The following is a 23,703-nucleotide window of genomic DNA, read 5'->3' on the forward strand; positions in this document are numbered from 1 at the left end:
CGCTCGCAATGACGTGGCGCGTTTTTCCTGTCCCGGCTTTCGGTGGGCGGACTCAGTGGATATAAGCGCCGTTGGCACGGCGGGGGGCTGATCATATGCAGCAGCAGGTTGAGGGCGAGCAGCCCATCAAGGTTGAATTCGACAATTTCGAGCATGGCTTTCCGGAGGGCTTCGGCCCGGGCGCCTGGGGGCACTTGGCCTATGCCATCGGTCTCGCCTTTGCGGTGTTCCAGCTCTATGTCGCGGCTTTCAACTACCTGCCGAGCCAGGTGGTGCGCGGCGTCCATGTCGGCTTCCTGATCCTCCTGACCTTCGGCCTGATCGGTAATTTCACCGCCAAGACAGATTTGGGCCGCGCGGTGAGCTGGATCGTCGGCGCCGCCGGGTTCCTCTGCGGGCTCTACCAGTGGATCTTCTATGCCGACTTGATCGCCCGCGACGGCGATCCGACTAACATGGATCTCGCGGTCGGCACGCTGCTCGCGGTCCTGATCTTCGAGGGCACGCGGCGGCTGATGGGGGCGGCGCTGCCGCTGATGTGCGGCGCCTGTCTGCTCTACTGGTTCTTCGGCCAATATCTGCCGTCGCCGTTCAATCACCGCGGCTATGACTTCGACCAGATCGTCACCCATCTCTCGTTCGGCACCGAAGGCTTCTACGGCGTGCCGATCTATGTCTCGGCGACCTACATCTTCCTGTTCATCCTGTTCGGCTCATTCCTGGAACGCGCCGGCATGATCCAGCTGTTCACCGACGTCTCGCTCGGCCTGTTCGGCCGCACCCGCGGCGGCCCCGCCAAGGTCGCGGTGTTCGCTTCGGGCATGATGGGCACGATCTCGGGTTCGGGCGTCGCCAACGTCGTCACCGTCGGCCAGTTCACGATCCCCCTGATGATCAAGTTCGGCTATCGCCGCGCCTTCGCCGCCGGCGTCGAGGCCACCGCTTCGATGGGCGGCCAGATCATGCCGCCCGTCATGGGCGCGGTCGCCTTCATCATGGCCGAGACGCTCGGCTTGCCCTATTCGGAGATTGTCAAGGCCGCGGTGATCCCGGCGGTCCTCTACTTCGCCTCGGCGTTCTGGATGGTGCATCTGGAAGCCGGCAAGCACGGCCTCGTCGGCATGAAGCGCTCGGAGATCCCGAGCGCCTGGAAAGCGCTGGTGGCGCGCTGGTACCTGGTGTTGCCGCTCGCGGCGCTGGTCTACATGCTGTTCGAGGGCTTCACGCCGCTCTATGCCGGCAGCATGGGACTTGCGCTCACGGTCGCGCTGATCCTCGGCGCCAGCATCACGCTCGGCTTCTCCAACACCATCGTGCGCTACATCTTCTGGATCGGCCTCGCGCTGGTGGTTGCCGCGGTGTCGCGCCACGGCATCGAGATCGTTCCGGTCGCCAGCGTCGTCGCCGGCCTCATCGTGATCGCGGCGATCACCCGCGGCGGCCGCGCCACCCTGAAAGCCTGCCGCGACTCGCTCGCCGACAGCGCCAAATCGGCGCTGACGGTCGGCATGGCCTGCGCCATCGTCGGCACCATCATCGGCATGATGACGCAGACCGGCGTCGGCACCATCTTCGGCAGCTGGATCATCGGGCTCGGCGCCAAGAGCCTGTTCCTGGCGCTGATCATGACCATGCTGCTGTCGATCCTGCTCGGCACCGGCATCCCGACGATCCCGACCTACATCATCACCGCGGCGCTGGCCGCGCCTGCGCTCGCCAAGCTCGGCGTGCCGCTGATCGCGAGCCACATGTTTGCGTTCTACTACGGCATCATGGCCGACCTCTCGCCGCCGGTCGCGCTCGCGGCCCTGGCTGCGGCGCCGATCGCCAAGGAGAACCCGGACAAAATCGGCTGGGAGGCGATGCGGATCGCGCTGGCCGGCTACGTCATTCCGTTCATCTTCGTCTATTCGCCGGCGCTGATGCTGCAGACCGGGGATCCGATGCAGGCGCAGCTCGGCTTCTACGGCGCTGTGGCGCTGGCGACCTTCAAGGCGCTGGTGGCGATCGGATTGTTCGGCATCGTCGCGATCGGCTTCCTGTTCACGCGGCTGACTTTCATCGAGATCCTGGTCGCGTTCGGCGCCGCGCTCTGCCTGCTCGGCGATTTCCCGTTCTCGGATACAGCGGGCTTCACGCTCGCTGCTGCTGTCGTGCTATGGCAATGGCGGCAGCGTCCGCGCAATGCGGTGGCGGCGGCTTGAGCCTCTGCCTCGCTTCCGCGGGAGTCGTGAAGGCGCTGTCGATCGCGGCCTTCACGCTCGCCTGGACGCATTCGATCGAGAAGAGCGCCTGGCAGGAGGACTGGCTGGTCACGCCGGCCGGGCTCACGCTGCAACAGGCGCGCGTCAAGGGCATGGGCGCCGGCATGGAGCCGCCGCCGGAGGCGCGCCTCGTCGATGGCTGGTTTCAATGGTCGCCCCCGCCGGCGCCAAGGGCGGAGGTCGTGCTCGGCAATTCCGGCGCCGCGGGTGAATGGCACCTGTGCCAGGAGGGACACTGCCAGACGCTATCGGAGATTATCGGGCATCCGATCGGTGCTAATGTCACGACGATGAGTGTTTGCGAGAATCCGTAGTAAGTATCCGTAGCCCGCATGAGCGGAGCGATATGCGGGGGATAGCGCTCCCGGATATCGCTTCGCTCATCCGGGCTACAGTCACGACAAGAACAACAAGGGAGAAAGACCGATGGATCGGCTCAAGGGCAAGGTTGCGATGGTGGTCGGTGCGGGTTCGATCGGGCCCGGCTGGGGCAATGGCAAGGCGACCGCCGTCACCTTTGCGCGCGAGGGCGCCAGCGTCTTCTGCGTCGATCGCAACGGCGCCGCGGCGGAGGAGACCGTCGGCATCATCACCGGCGAGGGCGGCAAGGCTGTCGCATTCACCGCCGATGTCTCGCGCGCCGGCGAGGTCGAGGCGATGGTCGCGGCCTGCCTGAAGGCCTACGGCCGCATCGACGTGCTCGACAACAATGTCGGCATCGCCGAGGTCGGCAGCGTGGTGGAAGTTGCGGAAGCCGAGTGGGACCGCGTCTTCGCGGTCAACCTCAAGAGCGCCTATCTGTCGATGAAGCACGTCATTCCCGTCATGATCAAGCAGGGCGGCGGCTCGATCATCAACATCTCCTCGATCGCCTCGATCCGCCATGTCGGCATTTCCTATGTCAGCTACAACGCGAGCAAGGCCGCGATGAACCAGATGACGCGCTCGACCGCGGTCGAGTTCGCCTCGAAGCATGTGCGCGTCAACGCGATCCTGCCCGGACTGATGAAGACACCGATGGTCGCGCATTCGGCCGGGCTGGCGCAGAGCTACGCCAAGGGCGATGTCGAGGCGATGTGGCGCGCCCGCGACGCGCAGGTGCCGATGGGGCATATGGGCGACGCCTGGGACGTCGCCAATGCCGCGCTGTTCCTGGCGTCGGACGAATCGAAGTATGTCACCGGCATCGAGCTCGTGGTCGACGGCGGCATCACCTCCAAGTCGGGTGCTTGAAGTCGGGCGCCTGAGCAGCGAACTTCGCTTTACCTCGCCCCGCGTGCGGGGAGAGGTCGGAATGCATCGCTAGATGCATTCCGGGTGAGGGGGATTCTCCGCAAATGCAGCTATCGCCGGTTACGCGGAGACAGCCCCTCACCCCAACCCTCCCCGTAAAGAACGGGGAGAGGGAGCGCAGTGCTGTCGCGGCGGCTATTCATCCGAACCTCATGGCGCTTTAGGCCTCCACGCTGAGCTCGGCGCGGTCGAGCTCTTCCTCGACCAGATGGAATGCGTCGTCGCCGATCGCTTCGGTGCGGCGCAGATTGAGCAATGCCTGACGCGCCGCGGCGATGGCGCGGCGGCGCAGCGGATCCGACGGCAGCTCGCGTGAGGTCAGGCCGCCGTCGGGATCATTCTCCGCGCGCAGCAGCACGGCGCGATATTCGAGCCGCAGGATCTCGGCCTCTTCCGACGGGTCGGCGTCGATCTCGTCGAGCGCGGCGCGAAACACCACGCCGCGGGCATGGGCCGCCTCGCGTCCGACCGGATCGTCGTCCCCGAAATTCAACGCCAGGATCAACGGCCGCAGCGTCAGTCCCTGGATCACGAGCGAACCGAGCACTACGGCAAACGCCGTCAGCAGGATCAGATCGCGATACGGAAACCATTCAGGGAGCGCAAACGCCGCCGCCAGCGTGACGATGCCGCGCATTCCGCACCAGGACACGATGAAGCCGCGCTTCAAGGTCGGCACGGCGTCCACCACGTGGGCCGGCAGCAGGTTGCGCGCCTTCAGTGTGCGCAGCAGCGCGCCGTAGGGCATCACCCAGAGGATGCGAGCGAGGATCACGACGGCGAGGATCGCGGCGGCAAAGCTGCAATATTTCCACCGCACCTCGTCGTCGAGTCCGGACCAGATCGGGCGCAACTGCAGGCCGATCAGCATGAAGGCGAGCACGTTGAGCACGAACACGACGGTTTCCCACACCGCGTAGGACGACACGCGCAGCCGCGCCGATGTGCGGGCCGGCGCGGTGCGCGAGATGGTGATCGCATAGGCGATGATGGTGAGGATGCCGGACAGCCCGAGATGCTCGGCAATGATCCACACCATGAAAGTGCCGCCGAACTGCGTGATGATCGCGCTCGGTGCCTCGGTGATGCGACGCGTGATCATCATCCAGACTTGCGCGAACAGGAAGCCGGCGGCGAGGCTGCCGACCAGCGCAATCGTGATGGACGGCACGAACTCGCGGATCTTCATGTGCTCGGCGGCGACGAGGCCGACCGCGACGCGATAGATGAGCAGCGCGCTGGCATCGTTGAGCAGGCTTTCTCCTTCGAGGATCTTCTGGATCCGGTAGGGCAGGTTGACCTGGCGCAGGATCGCGGTGGCTGCGGCCGCGTCCGGCGGTGCCACGATGGCGCCGAGCGCGATTGCAACCGCCCATGGCATGTCCGGGCGCAGCCAATGTGCGACCACCGCGACCGCCGCCGTGGTGACGCCGACCGCGACCACCACCAGCGTCGAGACCGGCAGCCAGTTGTTGCGGAGATCGCGCAGCGAAGTGTCGAACGCGGCATCGAGCAGCACGGGTGCGACGAACAGCGCCAGCGCCAGTTTCGGTTCCAGCGCCCAGGTCGGGGCCCACGGCAGCAGCGTCAGCAGCACGCCGCCGAGCGCCAGGAAGGTCGGGTAGGGCACCTTGATCCGCCGCGCCAGCGCCGATAGCGCCACCGCCGCGAGCAACAGCCCGATGATCCATTCGAATGTGAGCAAGCCGAACCCCCGATGCAGCCGATCGTCGCAATTGACGTATAATCCAGCGTGTGGTTTTGCGGCAAATAGCGCGCCGCCGGGCATCGGAGGCCGGCGGTTCGGGCGCGGAAGAGGGACGATTTGTCGGCGATCAGGATGCGACGCAAACCTGCAAATCTGGCCGCGATGCTGGTCTGTGTCGGCCTGTCGGGCGCGCTGATGACGGGCGTTGCGCGCGCCACCGGCAGCGAACCGGGCGAGGATGTGCAGGCCAACGCCGGCCCCTGCATCGCGGCGGCAGCGGCCGCCGATGACGACAAGATCATCGATGTCTGCGGCGCGCTGATCGACAATGAGAAGGCGACGAGGCCCGATCGCGTTAAGGCGCTGATGGCGCGGGCGGCCGCCTATGACCGCAAGCAGATGATCGATCGCGCGATCGCAGACTATGACACCGCGCTCAAGCTCGATCCATCGCTTGCCGATGCGCATAATGCGCGCGGCGAGCTGTGGCGCCGCAAGGGCGACCGGCCGAAGGCGATCCTGGATTTTGGTGCTGCCGTCAAGCTCGACCCCAATCACGCCGCCGCCAGGGCCAACTACAAATCGCTGTCGCTGGAGCTGGAGCGGATCGGCGCCATGATGGCGGTCGCCGGCAAGCCGAGCTTCGATTGCCGCAAGGCGCGCCGGCCGGTGGAGAAGGCAATCTGCGCCAATCCCACGCTTGCCGATCTCGATCGCGAGATCGTCGCATCCACCTTCCGCACGGTGCGCGAGACGCAGAATCCGCGCCAGGCGCGCGAGCTGCAGCGCGCGCAGGATCAGTTCATCGCCCGCCGCAATGCCGACTTCGGCAAGCCGGGCTACGATCTGGAAAAGGCGATGCGCGAGCGGCTGCAGCGGATCAACGGCGTCGACGGCTACTAGTGCTCCGTTCCGATCGAAGCGGAATGAGCTCTAGATTCTTGTTTTGACGCGTTTTCTTCACGCGAACCGGGACCCACTTCGCTCGAAAACGCTTTGCTCCGACCCGGCCGAAGGTCGCGGTCATTTCGGCTTGAAACGGCGCCACTTCCCGTGACAATGGTCGGCAAATGACGCGCGACCGCGCGAGGGAGAAACGCGATGAATATCCAGCAGAGCCGGTATCATGAGGTGTATGCCCGCTCGCTCCGGGACCCCGAGGGCTTTTGGGCGGAAGCGGCGCGCGAGATCGACTGGATCGAGCCGGCCAAGAAGATCTTCGATCCCTCCATGGGCGCCTATGGGCGCTGGTTCGCGGGCGCCGTGGTCAACACCTGCTACAACGCGCTGGATCGCCATGTCGCCGGCGGCCGCGCCGGCCAGGTCGCGCTGATCCACGATTCGCCGCTCACCAACACGATCACCAAGTTCACCTATTCCGAATTGTTGGAGGAAGTGCAGACGCTGGCTGCGGTGATGCAGGATTTCGGCGTGGCGAAGGGCGATCGCGTCATCCTCTATATGCCGATGGTGCCGGAGGCCGTCGTCGCGATGCTCGCCTGCGCGCGGATCGGCGCGGTGCACAGCGTGGTGTTCGGCGGCTTCGCGGCCAAGGAACTCGCGACCCGCATCGATGACGCCAAGCCGAAGCTGATCTTCTCGGCGAGCTGCGGCATCGAGCCCGGGCGCATCGTGCAATACAAGCCGCTGCTCGACGAGGCGATCCGCCTCGCCGGCAGCAAGCCCGAGACCTGCATCATCCTGCAGCGGCCGCAGCAGGCTTGCGAGCTCACCGCGGGCCGCGATCATGATTGGGCGACGCTTCGCCAGGCCGCGTTCGATGCCGGCAAGGCCGCGCCGTGCGTGCCGGTAGCCGCCACCGATCCGCTCTACATCCTCTACACGTCAGGCACGACCGGAATCCCGAAAGGCGTGGTGCGCGACAATGGCGGGCATCTCGTCGCGCTGAAATGGTCGATGCACAATCTCTACGGCGTGAAGCCCGGCGAGATCTGGTGGTGCGGCTCCGACATCGGCTGGGTGGTCGGCCATTCCTACATCGTCTATGGCCCGCTGATCCACGGCGCGACCACCATCATGTACGAGGGCAAGCCGATTGGCACGCCGGATGCCGGCGCGTTCTGGCGCGTGATCAGCGAGCACAAGGCGGTCGCCTTCTTCACCGCGCCGACCGCGTTCCGCGCGATCAAGAAGGAAGACCCCGAAGGCAAGTTCATCCGGAATTACGATCTCTCGAGCTTCCGCACCCTGTTCCTCGCCGGCGAGCGCGCCGATCCGCCGACCGTGGAGTGGGCCGAGCAGCAGCTGAAGGTGCCGGTCATCGACCACTGGTGGCAGACCGAGACCGGCTGGTGCATCGCCGGCAATCCGGTCGGGCTCGGCCAGCTGCCGGTCAAGCACGGCTCGCCCACGGTGCCGATGCCGGGCTATCAGGTCGACATCGTCGACGAGGCGGCAAAGCCGGTGGCGGCTGGCACGATGGGCTCGATCGTCATCAAGCTGCCGATGCCGCCGGGCTGCCTGCCGACGCTGTGGCAGCAGGACGATCGCTTCAGGGACGCCTATCTCTCGGAATTCCCCGGCTACTACAAGACCTCGGATGCCGGCTACAAGGATGCGGACGGCTATGTCTGGGTGATGGGCCGCACCGACGACATCATCAATGTCGCCGGCCACCGGCTCTCCACCGGCGGCATGGAGGAGATCCTCGCCTCGCATCCCGATGTCGCCGAATGCGCCGTGCTCGGCGTCAAGGACGCGATCAAGGGCGAGGTGCCGTGCGGCTTCCTGGTACTGAAGGCCGGCGTGACCAAGCAGCCCGCCGAGGTCGAGAAGGACGTCGTGGCGCTGGTGCGCGACAAGCTCGGGCCGGTCGCCGCGTTCAAGCTCGCGATCACGGTGGCGCGGCTGCCGAAGACCCGTTCCGGCAAGATCCTGCGCGGTACCATCAAGAAGATCGCCGACGGCGAGCCCTGGACCATGCCGGCGACGATCGAGGACCCGAAGGTGCTCGACGAAATCGGCGAGGCGCTGAAGGGGAAGGCGTAGCTCTTGTTGCCTCGCCCCGCTTGCGGGGAGAGGCCGGGTCGCATGGCAATGCGATCCGGGTGAGGGGGGCTCCGCGCGCTCGCTGCATTCATTCTGCGGAGGCGGCCCCTCACCCCAACCCTCTAAGAGCGAGCAGCGCTCGTCTCGACCCCGCAAGAGCGGGGCGAGGGAGTGCTGGCACCTCCCGCGCCTGAGGTCGGCACCTGTGGAACAAGACTTCCGCATTCGGAAGCAAAACGGCCTTGATTTTGATGGATTGCCGGGTCATCCCGGCCTCCCTGTCATATGCCATGAGATACGGACCCACGGATGCGATCCATTTCCGCTCGCGCGCCTCTCGCCTTGCTGCTCGCGCTGCCGCTGCTTGCAGGCTGCCTCGAACGCAGCCGATCGCCGATCGCGGAGAGCATGGGCGACGACGATCAGTACTGCCAGGCCGGCGGCAAGGTGGCGGTCGGCTCGCCTGATTATGTCGCCTGCCGCAAGAACCGCGACGTGCAGCGCCAGAACGCCGAAGCCCGCACCGATCGGCGGCAGCGCGATCTCGGCGAATACATGATGAACAATCCCGACCGGCATTGAGCCGCGCCGACGGCCGTCGTCACGCCCATCGCATGCGCTTCCAAGCAAAAACGCGGCAGGTTGCCCTGCCGCGTTTCGTATTCTGCGCTTCGAGTTGCGCGATCCGCGCTTACTCTTCGTCGTCGGCGGGCTTCTTGCCGCCGATCGTCTTCAGCTTGGCGAACACGGCATCGACGTTGAGATCGTCGTGGCGCTCGATCGGCTGATCGTCCAGCTCGTCCTTGCGCGTGGTCTCGGAGGCCGGCAGCAGCGTGGCGCCGCCGTAGACCGTGGTGGTCGGCTTCTCCTTGGCGGCGCGCTGCACCTCGAAATCGAGCTCGATCTGCGAGCACAGGCCGAGCGTCACCGGGTCCATCGGGGTCAGGGTCGAGGCGTTCCAGTGGGTGCGGTCGCGTACGCTGGCGATCGTGGTCTTGGTGGTGCCGACCAGACGCATGATCTGGGCGTCCTTCAGCTCGGGATGGTTGCGGACCAGCCAGAGGATCGCGCTCGGACGCTCATGGCGGCGCGACACCGGGGTGTAGCGCGGGCCCTTCTTCTTGGCGGCGGAGGGCAGCACCACCTTGCTCTCCTGGAGCCTGAGGCGGTAGTTCTGGTCGCGCTCGCCGCGCTCGATCTCCTCGCGGGTCAGCTGGCCGTTGGAAATCGGGTCCATGCCCTTGATGCCCTGGGCGGCGTCGCCGTCGGCGATGGCGCGGACCTCGAGGGGGTGCATTTTGGTAAAATCGGCCACCTGATCGAAGGTCAGGGCGGTATTGTCGACCAACCACACGGCAGTCGCCTTCGGCATCAGCGGTGCGTTGCTCATGGCAAATCTCCTTTGTGCTTCGCCCACCTCTGTCGAGGCGAAGCTGGTAGTCATCGGCGATGACGGGAATTATAGGGCCTATATAAGCCCTCCGGGGGGAATGGCGCAATGGGCCAGCAAAATCGCCTTGACAGCGCCCGAAAGCAGTCCCAAGTCCTTACTCAAATTGGCCGTTCCCCGCCCGCCGGCGAGGGGTGATTCGGTCCCGAGATTGCCCCGAGACAGCCCGATGTCAGCCAAAAAACCCGACCTTAGAATCGTGCTTTGTTCCCCCCGCGGCTTTTGTGCCGGGGTGGTCCGTGCCATCGACACGGTCGAACGTGCCCTCACCATTTATGGTGCGCCGGTCTATGTCCGGCACGAAATCGTCCATAACAAGTATGTGGTCGACAGCCTGAAGACCAAAGGCGCCATTTTCGTCGAGGAATTGGCCGAAATTCCCGACGATACCAACGCGCCGGTGGTGTTTTCGGCCCACGGCGTTCCGAAATCGGTTCCCGCCGAGGCCAAATCCCGCAATTTCTTCTCGTTGGACGCGACCTGCCCGCTGGTGACCAAGGTCCACCGCGAGGCGGCGATCCATTTCAAGCGCGGCCGCGAGATCTTGCTGATCGGCCATTCCCACCACCCCGAGGTGGTCGGCACGCTGGGGCAGCTGCCGGCGGGCGCCGTGACCCTGATCGAGACCGCCGAGGACGCCAAGACCTTTGTTCCGAAGGACCCCAACAACCTCGCCTTCGTGACCCAGACCACGCTGTCGATCGACGACACCGCGGAGATCGTGACGCTGCTCAAGCAGCGCTTCCCGAACGTCAATGGTCCGCACAAGGAAGACATCTGCTACGCGACCACCAACCGTCAGCTCGCGGTCAAGAAGGTGGCGCCGGTGGTCGACGCCCTGATCGTGGTCGGCGCGCCGAACTCGTCGAACTCGCAGCGCCTGCGCGAGGTCGCCGAGCGCGAGGGCTGTCCGATCGCCGTGCTCGCCCAGCGCGCCAGCGACATCGACTGGAGCAGGTTCGAAGGCATCACGAGCCTCGGCATCACCGCGGGCGCCTCTGCGCCGGAAGTGATCGTCGAGGAGATCATGGGCGCCTTCGCCGAGCGCTATGAACTGCACGTGGAGACGGTCTCGGCCGCGGAGGAGAACGAGTTCTTCCCGCTGCCGCGTTCGCTGCGGCCTGACGCTGCCGCGGCGGAATAGACCATATGGCGGTCTACACCGACGTTGCCGCCGAAGACCTCGCGGAATTCCTCAAAAGCTACGACATCGGCGAACTGCTCTCCTACAAGGGCATCGCCGAGGGCGTCGAGAATTCGAACTTCCTGCTGCACACCAGCCAGGGCGCCTACATCCTCACGCTCTATGAGAAGCGCGTGGCGGAGGACGACCTGCCGTATTTCCTGTCGCTGATGGCCCATCTCGCCGAGCGCGGCGTGTCGTGCCCGCAGCCGGCGCGCAACCGCAAGGGCGAGGTCACTAGCCGGCTCGCCGGCCGGCCCGCCGCGATCATCAACTTCCTCGAGGGCGTGTGGCCGCGGCGGCCGAACGTGGCGCATTGCTCCGGCGTCGGCGAGGCGCTGGCCAAAATGCACGTTGCCGGCCGGGATTTTCCGCTGGTCCGCAACAATCCGCTGTCGGTCTCCGGCTGGCGGCCGCTGTTCGATCTCGCCGCCGCGCGGGCCGACAGCGTGCAGCCGGGCTTGCACGACTTCATCGCGCGCGAGCTCGATCATCTCGAAGCCGCCTGGCCGACCGATCTGCCGGTCGGCGTGATCCATGCCGACCTGTTTCCCGACAACGTGTTTTTTCTGGGCGACAGGCTCTCGGGCCTGATCGACTTCCCGTTCGCCTGCAACGACATCCTGGCCTACGACGTCGCGATCTGCCTCAACGCCTGGTGCTTCGAGCCGGATCATTCCTTCAACGTCACCAAGGCGCGCGCATTGCTCAACGCCTATGGCCGCGAGCGCCCGCTGTCGGCGGCGGAAGAGGCCGCGCTGCCGCTGCTCGCGCGCGGTGCCGCGATGCGCTTCCTGCTGACGCGCCTGGTCGATTTCCTCAACGTGCCCGAAGGCGCGCTGGTGCAGCCGAAGGACCCGCTGGAATATGTCCGCAAGCTGCGCTTCCAGCAGAGCGTCGCTGCTATCAACGACTACGGCGTCACGCCGGCCGGGTGCGCGGCGTGAGCGAAAAGCCGCATGTGACTGTTTTCACCGATGGTGCCTGCTCCGGAAATCCGGGGCCGGGCGGCTGGGGCGCGATCCTCAGATTCGGCGAGGTCGAGAAGGAATTGAAGGGCGGCGAGGCGCACACCACCAACAACCGCATGGAGCTGATGGCGGCGATCTCGGCGCTGGAAGCGCTGAAGAAGCCCTGTGTGGTCGATCTCACCACCGACAGCCAGTATGTCCGCCAGGGCATCACCGGCTGGATCCATGGCTGGAAGCGCAACGGCTGGCGCACCGCCGACAAGAAGCCGGTCAAGAATGTCGAGCTGTGGCAGCGTCTGGACGCCGCGCTGAAGCCGCATGAGGTGCGCTGGCACTGGATCAAGGGCCACGCCGGCCACGCCGAGAACGAACGCGCCGACGAGCTGGCGCGCGAAGGCGTGGCGATGGCGAAGTTGAAGAGTTAGGCCCGCAGCGTGTCGGGTGCGTAGGATGGCTAGAGCGCAGCGAAACCCATCATCTCAATGCACGGCACGAAGGCAATGGGTTTCGCTGCGCTCTCCCATCCTACGTTCCCTAAATTTCGGCGATCTTGCCCTCTCCCCTTGTGGGAGAGGGTGGACGCGATGCGCAGCATCGCAGACGGGTGAGGGGTCTGTCTCCGCGGATAGAGACCCCTCATTCGGCGCGGATTGCATCCGCGCCACCTTCTCCCACAAGGGGAGAAGGGAAGAAGTGTCGGCTTAGAGCTGACCGAGCAGCGTGTCGCCGCCGGAGACCTCGACCTTGCCCGGGGCGGGCTCGAGGTTGAGCTTCTTCACCACGCCGTCCTCGACCAGCATCGAGTAGCGCTTGGAGCGGATGCCGAGGCCGTTGCCGGAGGCGTCGAGCTCCATGCCGATCGCCTTGGCGAAGTCGGCGTTGCCGTCGGCGAGGAAGACGGCTTCGTCGCGCTGGTCGGTGTCGCGCTTCCAGGCGTTCATCACGAAGGCGTCGTTGACCGAAACGATCGCGATGGTGTCGACGCCCTTGTTCTTCATGGCATAGGCGTTGAGGAAGATGCTCGGCAGATGCATCTTGTGGCAGGTGCCGGTATAGGCGCCGGGCACCGCGAACAGGGCAACCTTCTTGCCCTTGAAAATGTCGTCGGTGGTTTTGACCTGCGGACCCTCGGCGGTCATCACGCGAAACTTGGCTTCCGGCAGCTTGTCGCCAACATTGATCGTCATCGTTGTTCTCCCTCGGTGAAGCGGAACTGTCTTAAACCGGGCTACAGCACGGCACAATACGGGCTCGCCGAAGAACGGCAATGCCGGACGTCAAAGCGTTTTCGAGCGAAGTGGATCCCGGTTCGCGTGAAGAAAACGCGTCAAAACAAGAATCTAGAGCCCCGTTCCGATGCAATCGGAACGGAAAAGGCTCTGGTCACCGTTCCGTCATCAGCCGGAAAACCCGCCGGCGTCGAGAAAGGCCTGCTCCTCGGCCGTGGTCTGCCGGCCCAGCATGCGATTGCGGTGCGGGAAGCGGCCGAACCGGCGGATGATGTCGGCGTGGTCCTCGGCGTATTTCACGTTGTCGGGATGGCAGTCATATCGCCGGAACAGCGTCACGCAGCGCTGCTGGTCGTCGAGGTCCTCCGAATGCTCGAACGGCAGATAGAGGAATTCGCGCAGCACGGGGGCGGTCCGCGCATCGACGCCGCGGTCGATGGCGCGCCTTGCCACTTCACGCGCCAGCGCATCGCTTGAAAAGGTCCTGGCGTCGCCTCGAAACAGGTTTCGCGGAAACTGGTCGAGCACGATGGTCAGCGCCAGCGCGCCCTCATCGCTCGCCTCCCATGACGACAATTCGCCGGCAGCCGCCTTCTGCCAGGTGGCAAGGAAGCGGCCGCGGATCTCGGCATCGAAGGCGTCGTCGTGCTTGTACCAGCGGTCGCGGCCGGCATTCCGCCAGAAGCCAAGCACGTCAGCCGGCGTCGCGAGGCTTGCATCAGACATCGAACGTCAGTCCACTCAGGCCTTAGGCCGCGGCCTTCTTCTCGTCGCGCAACTCGCGGCGCAGGATCTTGCCGACATTGGTCTTCGGCAGGTCGGTCCTGAACTCGATCTGCTTCGGCACCTTGTAGGCGGTGAGCTGGGTGGCGCTGAACTTGATGAGGTCCTCGGCGGTGATGTTCGGGTCCTTCTTGACCACGAAGGCCTTCACCGCTTCGCCGGACTTCGCGTCGGGCACGCCGATCACGGCGCATTCGAGCACGCCCGGGTGGCTTGCGATCACTTCCTCGATCTCGTTCGGATAGACGTTGAAGCCGGAGACCAGGATCATGTCCTTCTTGCGATCGACGATCTTGGTGTAGCCCTTCTCGTCCATCACGCCGATGTCGCCGGTGCGGAAATAACCGTCCGCCGTCATCACGCGCGCGGTCTCGTCCGGCCTGTTCCAGTAGCCCGCCATCACCTGCGGGCCCTTGGCGCAGATTTCGCCGGCCTCGCCGATCGGCAACTCATTGCCGTCATCGTCGCGGATCGAGAGCCAGGTCGAGGGGACGGGAAGGCCGATCGTCCCGGAGAACTCCTCGATCGTGGCAGGATTGCACGTCAGGGTCGGCGACGTCTCCGACAGGCCATAGCCTTCCGACAACGAGATGCCCGTGACCTTCAACCATTTCTCGGCGACCGGCCTTTGCGTCGCCATGCCGCCGCCGTTGGCGATCTTCAGCTTGGAGAAGTCGAGCTTGTCGAATCCGGGCGTGTTCAGCAGGCCATTGTAGAGGGTGTTGACCGCCGGGAAGAAGCTGACCTGGTACTTCGACAGCTCCTTGACGAAGCCCGCCATGTCGCGCGGATTCGGAATCAGCAGATTGGTGCCGCCGGCCCGCATGCCCAGCAGATAGCAGGCGGTGAGCGCGAAGACGTGATAGAGCGGCAGCGCGCAGACGATGACCATCTGTTCGACGATCGGCGGCTTCGCCAGCGCCGGCTGCAGCCAGGCGTCGTTCTGCAACACGTTGGCCAGGATGTTGCGGTGGAGCAGGGTCGCGCCCTTGGAGACGCCGGTGGTGCCGCCGGTATATTGCAGGAAGGCGACGTCATCGAGCGTCAGCGTCGGTTTGTTGAGCTTGGCGGCGCGGCCGGCTGACAGCGCCTCGTTGAAGCCGACGGCGCCGGGGATCGACCAGGCCGGCACCATCTTCTTCACCCGGCGCACCACCAGATTGACGATCACGCCCTTGAGGCCGAGCAGGTCGCCCATGCTGCCGACGATCACGTGCTTGACCGCGGTATTGGGAAGCACCTTCTGCACGGTGGTGGCAAAGTTCTCCAGCACGATGATCGCCTCGGCGCCGGAATCCTTGAGCTGGTGCTCGAGTTCGCGCGGGGTGTAGAGCGGATTGACGTTGACCACGGCAAAGCCGGCGCGGAGCACGGCGGCGGTCGCGATCGGATATTGCAGCACGTTCGGCATCATCAGCGCGACCCGCGCGCCCTTCTGCAGGCCCTTGCTCTGCAGGTAGGCGCCGAGCGCCGTCGACATCTCGTCGAGCTCGCGATAGGTGATCGCCTTGTCCATGCAGATGAACGCCTTGCGATCGGCGAATTTCTTGAAGCTTTCTTCCAGCAATTCGACCAGCGACGAATATTGCGTGACGTCGATATCCGCGGGCACGCCGGCCGGATAATGCTTGAGCCAGATGCGCTCCATGATGGTCAATCCCCTCTCTCAAATTTGGCTGATGTCCCGGATTGCTTCCGGGTTTTCCGACCTTTGGCCGCGTTATTTCAGTCAGTATTGAGCGATGCCGCGGCCAATGGCAAGCCGCTGCGCGTTATCGACGCATTGGAGAAAATGACGGTCGGAAATGACGGGCGGGTGCTGTGCTAGCCGGCCGGCTTGGCGTCGGCTTTCGGCTTGTCGGCAGCCTTGGGTTTGTCGGCCGCAGTCTTGGGCTTGGCGGCCGGCTTTGCCGCCGCCGGCTTGCCGGCCGGCTTTGCGGCGGCGGGCTTGTCCGCCGCGGCCGTCTTCGCAGCTGCGGCATCCGGCTTGGCGTTGGCGTGACGCGCGGGCTTGGCCGCCGCCGGCTTGCTGTCCGACTTGGAGGCACCCTTGGTGTCGGCCTTCGCGTCATCGGCCGCATCGGGCTTCTTGCCCGCGACGCGGCTGTGCTTGCCCTTGGCGCGTTTGACCGGCTGCATCTTCTCGGTGTCGGCCTCGACCGCGGCGATCAACGCAGCACCGGTCTTGGTCGGCCCCGTATAAACCACGACCGGCTCGGAGGCCGCGGCGGGCTGCGCCAGCATGTCAGCCGGCTTGGTCGGCATCGCAGCCTGCAGGCCCGAGGCGAAGAAGCTGACGCCGCCGTCGCCATTGGTGCTGGAGCTTCCGGCGCTGGCGACGGTGTCTTCGGCGTCCTCGTCGCTGGCGGGCCGCTTGTGCTTGGGACCGCACATCTCCTCGCGCAGGTTCGGCGGCGTGGAATCGATCGGCACCAGATTGTCGACGGTGCCGAGCGAGGGCCGCAGCCACGCCATCCCATTGTTGGCAAAGCCGCGGTCCAGGAGCTGCGCGGCGCGGATCGCGCGCATGCGGCCCGAGGAGGCGCCGAGCACCACGGCGATCAGCCGCTTGCCGTCACGCGTCGCCGACGCCACGAGATTGTAGCCGGAGGCGCAGATGAAGCCGGTCTTGAAGCCGTCGGCGCCGGGATAGCGGCCGATCAGCTTGTTGAAGTTCTGGGTGATGCGGCGGCCGAAGCGGATCGACGGGATGTGGACGAAATACTCGTATTCCGGCAGGTCGCGGATGATGGCGCGGGCGAGGATCGCCATGTCGCGCGCCGAGGTGATCTGGCCGTCGGCGGGCAGGCCGTTCGGATTGACGTAGCTCGTTTGCGTCATGCCGAGCCTTTGCGCGGTCTGGTTCATCATCCCGGCAAAGCCGTCGATCGAACCGCCGATGCCCTCGGCCAGCACCACGGCCATGTCGTTGGCCGACTTCACCAGCATCATCTTCAGCGCGTTGTCGACGGTGACCTGGGTGCCGGGCCGGAAGCCCATCTTCGAGGGCGACTGCGACGACGCGGTCGGCGACACCGTGAGCAGCGTGTCGAGCGAGACGCGGCCGTCCTTGACCGCCTTCAGCGTCACATAGGCCGTCATCATCTTGCTGAGCGAAGCCGGGTACCACGGCATCGTCGCATTGTCGGCCTGCAGCACCTTGCCGGAATCGGCCTCGACAACCAGCAGTGCCTCGGCTTGCGCCATTTGCGGCGCGGCGATGGCGAGCATCGCGACGGCCAGAATCCATTTCAATGACGGGCGAGGAAGGTGCACGAATCCGGTTCCGGTCCTTTGAGACCCGCCTTGAAAAAAGGAGGTCTTGCGATTGTGACGTACGGGTTTCAAGCGTGTCCGGCGCCGCATTGCGGCGATGCAAACCCTATACCGGCTTGCCAGCAGAGAACAGAGGCTGGGGAATTATATCGTGGACGAAATCGGCTGAATTTCGGCAGCCGCCTCAATTGGAAAGGCGGGAATTATGGTGTCTCGATGCCGGCGCGCGCCTGTTCCTGGACCATGAACTGGGCCCGCGCCAGTTCGGCAAAACGCCCACCTTTCGCCACCAGTTCATCGAAAGTTCCGCTTTCGATCACCCGTCCCTGGTCGAACAGCAGGATGCGGGTGGCGTGGCGGATGGTGGACAGGCGGTGCGCGATCACGAAGGTCGTACGGCCCTTCATCACTTCGTCGAGAGCGGCATTCACCTTGGCCTCGGTGACGGCGTCGAGGGCGCTGGTGGCCTCGTCGAGGATCAGGATCGGCGGATCCTTCAGCAGCGCACGCGCGATCGACAGCCGCTGGCGTTCGCCGCCGGACAGCATGCGGCCGCGTTCGCCGGCATGGGTATCGAACTTCTTTTCGCTGCGCTCGATGAAATCCAGCGCCTGCGCGCGCGCCGCGGCGGTGCGCATCTCCTCATCGGTGGCGTCGGGCTTGCCGACGCGCAGATTGTCGGCGAGCGAGCGGTTGAACAGCAGCGCCTCCTGGAACACCACGCCGATGTTTCGCCGCAGCGCCGTCAGCTTCAGCGCGCGTATGTCCATACCGTCGATCCTGATGATGCCCGATTGCGGATCGAACGCGCGATGCAGCAGCGCGATCGCGGTGGATTTGCCGGCGCCGGTCGAGCCGACCAGCGCGATGGTCTGGCCCGGCAAGGCGGTGAAGCTGAGATCCTCGATCGCCGGCCGCTTGCCGTCATAGGAGAATGAGACGTCGTCGAACTCGACGAGGCCGGACAGCCGTCCGGGATCGACCGCGCCGGGCCGGTCGCGCACCGCCGGCACCGCATCGAGCACGTCGAAGAACTCCTGCAGGCGCGGCGCTTCCATGAACACGTTGTTGATGAAGCTGACCACCTGCTCGAGCTTCTGGATCAGCATGGTGGCGAACGAGACGAACATCACGATCTCGCCGACCGTGGTGAGGTCCTGGTTATGCAGCGCGATGCCGACGGTGAAGATCGCGAGCACCGTGATCGTGGTCGAGGCGCGTGTGATCACGGTGACCAGCGCCCACCATGACAGCACCGGCATCTGCACCGCGAGCAGCTTGTCGGCGACGTAGCGCAGGCCCTGCACCTCGGAATCGATCCGCACGAAGCTCTGCACCAGCGCGACATTGCCGAGCGCGTCCGAGGCGCGTGCCGAGAGGTCGCTGTAATAGGCCTCGACCTCGCTCTGCATGCCGTAGGTCTTGCGCACCACCAGCGTGGTCAGCACGGTGAACACGACGCAGAGCCCGAACAGCAGGATCGCCAGCCGCCAGTTGATGTAGAGCGAAAGCGGTAGCAGCACGATCAGCGACATGATCGCGGCGAAATGCTCGCGGAAGAAGCCGAGCCAGAGCCGCCACAGCGCGTCGGTGCCGTTCAGCATCACCTTCATCAGCCGCCCGGAATGGGTGCCGGAATGGAAGGTCAGCGGCAGCTGCAGGATGTGCTCGAAATAATCGGTCAGCACCGCCTGGCGCTGGCGGTGCGCCAGCCGGTCGGCCTGCAGCGCCACGATCGCGCTGCAGCCGATCGTGAACAGGCCGAACACCGCCCAGGCGACGAGCAGCGGCCATGCCGAGGAGGTCGCGAACAGCCCGGTGACCGGCCGGCCCGACAGCACGTCGACGATCTTGCCGAACAGCACCGGCTCGGCGAATTGCGCGCCGGCGAGTAGCACGTTGGCGATGGCCAGGATCCAGCCGAGCCGCGCCTCCTTGCCGAGCAGTTCGAGGACGCGGGTATAGAGGCGAAGCATGGACATGCCGGCGGCACTCGTCAGCGGTGGGCGCCCGATCAGGCGAGAATGCAATTTAATCAGGGTTCGCGATGCAGGGCCAGCGGCCGGCGGTGCATCGCACTCCGTCATGGCCGGGCTTGACCCGGCCATCCACGCCTTTCTTGCAGGCGGTCATCGAAGACGTGGATGCCCGGGTCAAGCCCGGGCATGACGAGCAGAGCGGAGCCGTCAATTCACCAGCCGGCCGTCGATCGGCGGCAGGAAAGCCTCGTCGAAGATGTCGGCGGCGTGCGGCCGCTTCTGGAATTTGAAGTCCTCCGCGAGCTGGTCGACCGAGCGCTCGAAGCGCTCCGCTTCGATGCCGCCGATGCCGTCGCGCTTCACCTCGCTGGTCAGGATGTTGTCGCGGATGATGGCGTTCAGCCGCTCCAGCTCCAGATCGCGCGAGCCGCCATCCATGCGGCTCGCGACCTCGCCGGCGGCGCGGGCCGGATCCTTGATCGCGAGGTTGGTGCCGCGGATTGCCGCGCGCACGAATCCTTTCACCGCATCCGGCTTCGCGGCGGCAAGGCGCGGGCTGACGATCACGGCAAAGCCGTAGGCCTCGCAGCCATAGTCGGCGAAGCGCAGCACCGCGAGATCGTCGGCGGGCACGCCGCGATCGCGCAAATTGATCGCCGAGAGATAGGAGAAGCCGGTGACGGCATCGACCTGGCCGGCGGAGAGCATCGGCTCGCGCACCGCGGCGCTGATCGTGCTCTGCTTCACGCTCGACAGCTTGATGCCGTTCTGCTTCGCGACCGCGGGCCATAGCCGGATCGAGAGGTCGCCCTCGGCGACGCCGAGGCTCTTGCCCTGCATGTCGGTCAGCGTCCTGATGCCGCGGCTCTTGCGCGCGATGATCGCATAAGGCGCCTGGTTGAACAGCACGAACACCGCCTTGACGGGCGCAGCACCGGGCTCGTCGCGAAAGCGGATCAGCGAGTTGATGTCGACGAGGGCGAAATCGCTCGAGCCGTCGGCGACGCGCGCGATGGCATCCGCCGAGCTGGTCGCGACGTTGGTGCCGACGCTGAGGCCCTCGGCGCTGAACAGGCCGCCGGATAACGCCATCACAAATGGCGCTGCGGCGGCATCAAGCGGACGGTCGAGCGTGAACTGGATGGTGAGCGGCGGCGGCGGATCGCTGGCGCGCAGCGGCGTCAGCGCCGGCCACACGCCTCCTGCGAGGCCGATCATGCCGGCCAGCATCCAGCGGAGAACGGTGGTCCGACTTACCTGCATCATGACATCCGGGAGGCGAGACAAAGTGCCGCGCCGGCGCGCCTGCTTCATGACATCGAATGCGCCAGAGCAAGCGTCAATTTCAAGCGTTATTTGCAGGCATTTTGCCCCAGGCAAGGTGAACGGTCGATGACTGCCAGGCTTCGGCTTGCCATGTTTTCACCTCAGGTCGTTCAGCTTGCATTCGGTTTGGGGAACCTAATCTGGAGGCAGTGGGTTAGCTAACCAAGGCCCGTCGGGCCAGCTTCCACAAAGGATGACTGCAATGTTTGCGCGAAAAGGTGTTTTTTCGTCCATTGGCCGCGCAGCCACATTGGCAACGGTTGCTGCAGTGACGTTGACGGCCGTCGAGCCGACGATGGCGTTCGCAGGCTCCGCTTCGGCAGGCAAGGCGACCGCTGTGACGACGTCACAAGGCACGAGCGGCGCGACCGACATCAGTGCCCGCCGTCGCTACTATGGCGGCGGTGGCGCAGCGGCTGCGGCTGCGTTCGCCGGGATCGTCGGCACGGGCCTCGCGATCGCCGCAGCCCAGAGCCGCCGCGACTATTACGACTCCTACGGCTACTATGGTGGCCCGGGCTACTACGGTGGTCCCGTCTACTATGGTGGCGGCCCGGTCTATTACGGCGGCGGACCGTACTATGGTTACCGCGGCTATTACGGGCGGCGGTCGCAACTGCCGTATCAGCCGTACTGACGGCCGTCGGCGGTTCTCAGAACTGTCACAAAGCATCCAATCCACCGGCCGCGGCCCGGTGGATTTTTTCGTCGTCGCCGTTAACACGCTGGCGACGCGTTTCGACTAGGCTCGAAGCATGAGTGATTCGATCGAGCGGCTTTACCAGGCGGTGATCGCGGCCAAGGATCTTGATCCGGCTACGTCGCGCACGGCACGGCTGTTCCAGCGCGGCCCGGCCAAGATGGCCAAGAAGCTCGCCGAGGAAGCGATCGAAGTCGTGATCGACGCCGTCAGCGGCAAGTCGGATGCCGTCATTCGCGAAAGCGCCGACCTGTTCTACAACCTCGCCGTTCTCTGGGCGTCGGCTGGCGTGAAGCCGGAGGATGTCTGGCGCGAGATGGAGCGGCGCGAGCGGCTGCTCGGGATCGCCGAGAAGCTGCCGAAGTCGCCGGTCAAGCTGCCCAAACCCGCGCCGGTCCCGGTGGTTCGGCGCCGAATTGTCGCGCTGGAGAACCGGCTGCGCAAACGGTAGCCGTAAATCAACCAGATTCAGCTCAATCCCGGCATGGACAAATCCGCTCCATGATGGTTCATCGCGCCCATGTTGAAACGGATTTACGACTGGTGCGTCGACGCGGCCGACAGGCCCTATGCGCTGTGGATTCTTGCGGCCGTCGCCTTCGCTGAGAGCTCCTTCTTCCCGATCCCTCCCGACATCATGCTGCTGCCAATGTCGCTGGCGCGGCCGAAGCGGGCGTGGTGGTTCGCCGCGGTCTGCACGGTGGCGTCGGTTGCCGGCGGCGTGCTCGGCTATGCGATCGGCGCACTGCTCTACGACTCGCTCGGGCAGTGGCTGATCCATCTCTACGGCCTCTCCGACAAGGTCGACGCGTTCCGCGCCTCCTACGCCGAATGGGGCGCCGTGATCATCCTGCTGAAGGGACTGACGCCGATCCCCTACAAGCTCGTGACGATCACTTCGGGCTTTGCTGGCTACAACATCTGGCTGTTCATCCTGTGCTCGATCGTCGCGCGCGGCGGCCGCTTCTTCTTCGTCGCGGTGCTGCTCAACCGCTATGGCGATTTCATCCGCGCCGAGCTCGAGAAACGGCTCGGCCTGTGGGTCGCGATCGGCGCGATCGTGCTGGTGCTGGGCTTTGTTGTCGCATTCAAGCTGATCTAGCGACCGACCGCTTGCGGCTTTGCCTGCGCGCGGCTTCGGGTTACGCTCAGCGCGATGGCTGATGGAATCGCGGACCTGCTCGATCCTGCCGGGCTCACGCTCGTCAGGCTTACGCGTGCAAAGGCGCGCATTGTGCTGAGCGCGGCCCGAACGACTGCAGGACGGAAAATTTCGTGACACGGGCCGTCTGCCAATAGCGGCGGCAGGCTTTGCGTCTGGGATGCCAGGCGCCCGCGAAAACACGGTTTCAGGATGAGGATTTGTCATCTTTTTTGCAGCGCCAAAACGCAATACTTGACACTGGAAAGATTGCCTTGTTGGTATGACGGTCAGCATTCGAGATCAACCAACGACCAACGCTTGAGGATCCGCTTCAAATGTCCATGCCTGCTCTGTTCAAGGGCCGCCTGTCTCTTCCCGTGATCGGGGCGCCGCTGTTCATCATCTCCGTGCCCGACCTCGTTATCGCGCAGTGCAAGGCCGGTGTGGTCGGCTCGTTTCCGGCGTTGAACGCGCGGCCGCCGGAGTTGCTCGACGAATGGCTGTACCGGATCAAGGAAGAGCTCGCCGCCTATGACAAGGCGCATCCGGAACGGCCGTCGGCGCCGTTCGCGGTGAATCAGATCGTGCACAAGTCGAACAACCGGCTCGATCACGACATGGCGCTTTGCGAGAAGCACAAGGTGCCGATGATCATCTCCTCGCTCGGCGCGCGCGAGGAGCTCAACCAGGCCGTCCACGGCTGGGGCGGCATCGTCTTCCACGACGTGATCAACCAGAAGTTCGCGCACAAGGCGATCGAGAAGGGCGCCGACGGCCTGATCCTGGTTGCGGCCGGCGCCGGCGGTCATGCCGGCACGCTGTCGCCGTTCCCGTTCGTAGCGGAGACGCGGCAATGGTTCGACGGGCCGATCGCGCTGTCGGGCACCATTTCCAACGGCCGCGCCATCCGCGCCGCGCGCATCATCGGCGCCGACTTCGCCTATATCGGCTCCGCCTTCATCGCGACCAAGGAGGCAAACGCGGTCGAGGGCTATAAGGACATGATCACCAATTCGTCCGCCGAGGACATCGTCTACTCCAACCTGTTCACCGGCGTGCACGGCAATTATTTGAAGCCGTCGATCGTCGCGGCCGGCATGGATCCGGAAAACCTGCCGATCTCCGATCCCTCCAAGATGAGCTTCGGCACCGATGCATCCGGCGAGCGCGCCAAGCCGAAGGCGTGGAAAGAGATCTGGGGCTCCGGCCAGGGCGTCGGCAGCATCTCCAAGGTGGTGCCCGCGGCCGAGCTGATTGGCCGGTTCAAGAAGGAGTACGACGAAGCCGTCGATCCGGCGCTTGCCTGAAGCGCGATGAGATCATGATGAATCATCATCGCGCTTCAGCTCTTCATTTCAGCATGATCCACGCGCAAACGCTTCGCGTTT

The 23,703-nt window shown here is 65.1% G+C and carries 21 protein-coding genes; 13 read left to right on the forward strand and 8 right to left on the reverse strand.

Annotated elements, in window-relative coordinates; translation table 11 throughout:
* Positions 1 to 95 precede the first annotated feature (95 nt).
* The 3 genes from ACZBJS_RS12430 (at position 96) to ACZBJS_RS12440 (ending at position 3,497) form a co-directional block, all read left to right on the forward strand.
* The gene (locus tag ACZBJS_RS12430) at positions 96 to 2,204 is read left to right on the forward strand and encodes a TRAP transporter permease (RefSeq protein WP_463438742.1); all 2,109 of its coding nucleotides are present in this window, start codon (positions 96 to 98) and stop codon (positions 2,202 to 2,204) included.
* Positions 2,165 to 2,578: a DUF1850 domain-containing protein gene (locus tag ACZBJS_RS12435; protein WP_316395931.1), complete on the forward strand. Its 414-nt coding sequence runs from the start codon at positions 2,165 to 2,167 to the stop codon at positions 2,576 to 2,578. Before ACZBJS_RS12430 ends, ACZBJS_RS12435 begins: the two co-directional genes overlap by 40 nt.
* A 112-nt stretch (positions 2,579 to 2,690) precedes the next feature.
* Positions 2,691 to 3,497: an SDR family NAD(P)-dependent oxidoreductase gene (locus ACZBJS_RS12440; RefSeq protein WP_316395930.1), complete on the forward strand. Its 807-nt coding sequence runs from the start codon at positions 2,691 to 2,693 to the stop codon at positions 3,495 to 3,497.
* 220 nt (positions 3,498 to 3,717) lie between these two features.
* Here ACZBJS_RS12440 and ACZBJS_RS12445 read toward each other — a convergent pair whose 3' ends face one another.
* A complete protein-coding gene (locus ACZBJS_RS12445; RefSeq protein WP_316395929.1) occupies positions 3,718 to 5,262 on the reverse strand; it encodes a cation:proton antiporter in 1,545 nt (514 codons plus the stop codon).
* A gap of 135 nt (positions 5,263 to 5,397) precedes the next feature.
* Here ACZBJS_RS12445 and ACZBJS_RS12450 point away from each other — a divergent pair, with 135 nt between their 5' ends.
* From ACZBJS_RS12450 to ACZBJS_RS12460, 3 genes are all read left to right on the forward strand, one after another.
* On the forward strand, positions 5,398 to 6,168 hold the full coding sequence (locus tag ACZBJS_RS12450; protein WP_463438743.1) for a tetratricopeptide repeat protein: 771 nt from the start codon (positions 5,398 to 5,400) through the stop codon (positions 6,166 to 6,168).
* A gap of 198 nt (positions 6,169 to 6,366) precedes the next feature.
* Complete coding sequence (locus ACZBJS_RS12455; RefSeq protein ID WP_316395927.1) at positions 6,367 to 8,274, forward strand: propionyl-CoA synthetase; 1,908 nt, start codon at positions 6,367 to 6,369, stop codon at positions 8,272 to 8,274.
* A 309-nt stretch (positions 8,275 to 8,583) separates the two neighbouring features.
* A complete protein-coding gene (locus ACZBJS_RS12460; protein WP_463438744.1) occupies positions 8,584 to 8,856 on the forward strand; it encodes a hypothetical protein in 273 nt (90 codons plus the stop codon).
* A gap of 109 nt (positions 8,857 to 8,965) precedes the next feature.
* Here the strand turns inward: ACZBJS_RS12460 and ACZBJS_RS12465 are convergent, their stop codons facing one another.
* Entirely contained in the window at positions 8,966 to 9,664 is a 699-nt protein-coding gene (locus ACZBJS_RS12465; protein ID WP_057016405.1) for a DUF1013 domain-containing protein, read from the reverse strand.
* Between the two features lie 229 nt (positions 9,665 to 9,893).
* Here ACZBJS_RS12465 and ispH point away from each other — a divergent pair, with 229 nt between their 5' ends.
* Genes ispH through rnhA form a run of 3 tightly spaced genes read left to right on the forward strand, consistent with a single transcriptional unit; the run spans position 9,894 to position 12,303 of the window.
* The gene (ispH, locus tag ACZBJS_RS12470) at positions 9,894 to 10,868 is read left to right on the forward strand and encodes a 4-hydroxy-3-methylbut-2-enyl diphosphate reductase (RefSeq protein ID WP_057016404.1); all 975 of its coding nucleotides are present in this window, start codon (positions 9,894 to 9,896) and stop codon (positions 10,866 to 10,868) included.
* A gap of 5 nt (positions 10,869 to 10,873) precedes the next feature.
* Complete coding sequence (locus ACZBJS_RS12475; protein ID WP_057016403.1) at positions 10,874 to 11,854, forward strand: homoserine kinase; 981 nt, start codon at positions 10,874 to 10,876, stop codon at positions 11,852 to 11,854.
* Entirely contained in the window at positions 11,851 to 12,303 is a 453-nt protein-coding gene (gene rnhA, locus ACZBJS_RS12480) for a ribonuclease HI (RefSeq protein ID WP_456853473.1), read from the forward strand. Before ACZBJS_RS12475 ends, rnhA begins: the two co-directional genes overlap by 4 nt.
* Before the next feature lie 276 nt (positions 12,304 to 12,579).
* Here the strand turns inward: rnhA and ACZBJS_RS12485 are convergent, their stop codons facing one another.
* The 6 genes from ACZBJS_RS12485 to ACZBJS_RS12510 all read right to left on the reverse strand — a co-directional run bounded on the left by ACZBJS_RS12485 (position 12,580) and on the right by ACZBJS_RS12510 (position 20,408).
* Entirely contained in the window at positions 12,580 to 13,065 is a 486-nt protein-coding gene (locus tag ACZBJS_RS12485; protein ID WP_018269652.1) for a peroxiredoxin, read from the reverse strand.
* A 210-nt stretch (positions 13,066 to 13,275) separates the two neighbouring features.
* Positions 13,276 to 13,833: a DUF924 family protein gene (locus tag ACZBJS_RS12490; RefSeq protein ID WP_463438745.1), complete on the reverse strand. Its 558-nt coding sequence runs from the start codon at positions 13,831 to 13,833 to the stop codon at positions 13,276 to 13,278.
* Between the two features lie 22 nt (positions 13,834 to 13,855).
* Entirely contained in the window at positions 13,856 to 15,538 is a 1,683-nt protein-coding gene (locus tag ACZBJS_RS12495; RefSeq protein ID WP_463438746.1) for a long-chain fatty acid--CoA ligase, read from the reverse strand.
* A 176-nt stretch (positions 15,539 to 15,714) separates the two neighbouring features.
* Complete coding sequence (locus tag ACZBJS_RS12500; protein ID WP_420888204.1) at positions 15,715 to 17,166, reverse strand: D-alanyl-D-alanine carboxypeptidase family protein; 1,452 nt, start codon at positions 17,164 to 17,166, stop codon at positions 15,715 to 15,717.
* 203 nt (positions 17,167 to 17,369) lie between these two features.
* Positions 17,370 to 19,148, reverse strand: coding sequence for a glucan ABC transporter ATP-binding protein/ permease (locus ACZBJS_RS12505; protein WP_463438747.1), 1,779 nt, complete (start codon positions 19,146 to 19,148; stop codon positions 17,370 to 17,372).
* 204 nt (positions 19,149 to 19,352) lie between these two features.
* Positions 19,353 to 20,408 carry an ABC transporter substrate-binding protein gene (locus ACZBJS_RS12510; protein ID WP_057016434.1) on the reverse strand — a complete coding sequence of 352 codons (1,056 nt, stop codon included), beginning with the start codon at positions 20,406 to 20,408 and terminating at the stop codon, positions 19,353 to 19,355.
* 265 nt (positions 20,409 to 20,673) lie between these two features.
* Between ACZBJS_RS12510 and ACZBJS_RS12515 the strand changes: the two genes are divergently transcribed.
* From ACZBJS_RS12515 to ACZBJS_RS12530, 4 genes are all read left to right on the forward strand, one after another.
* Positions 20,674 to 21,108: a hypothetical protein gene (locus tag ACZBJS_RS12515; RefSeq protein ID WP_229190265.1), complete on the forward strand. Its 435-nt coding sequence runs from the start codon at positions 20,674 to 20,676 to the stop codon at positions 21,106 to 21,108.
* A 118-nt stretch (positions 21,109 to 21,226) separates the two neighbouring features.
* The gene (hisE, locus tag ACZBJS_RS12520) at positions 21,227 to 21,622 is read left to right on the forward strand and encodes a phosphoribosyl-ATP diphosphatase (RefSeq protein ID WP_028342591.1); all 396 of its coding nucleotides are present in this window, start codon (positions 21,227 to 21,229) and stop codon (positions 21,620 to 21,622) included.
* 69 nt (positions 21,623 to 21,691) lie between these two features.
* Positions 21,692 to 22,273 carry a YqaA family protein gene (locus tag ACZBJS_RS12525; RefSeq protein WP_253604602.1) on the forward strand — a complete coding sequence of 194 codons (582 nt, stop codon included), beginning with the start codon at positions 21,692 to 21,694 and terminating at the stop codon, positions 22,271 to 22,273.
* A gap of 377 nt (positions 22,274 to 22,650) precedes the next feature.
* Positions 22,651 to 23,622: an NAD(P)H-dependent flavin oxidoreductase gene (locus ACZBJS_RS12530; RefSeq protein ID WP_057016396.1), complete on the forward strand. Its 972-nt coding sequence runs from the start codon at positions 22,651 to 22,653 to the stop codon at positions 23,620 to 23,622.
* The last annotated feature ends 81 nt before the right edge of the window (positions 23,623 to 23,703 follow it).

This window comes from Bradyrhizobium sp. KZN70725 (genome assembly GCF_055264925.1).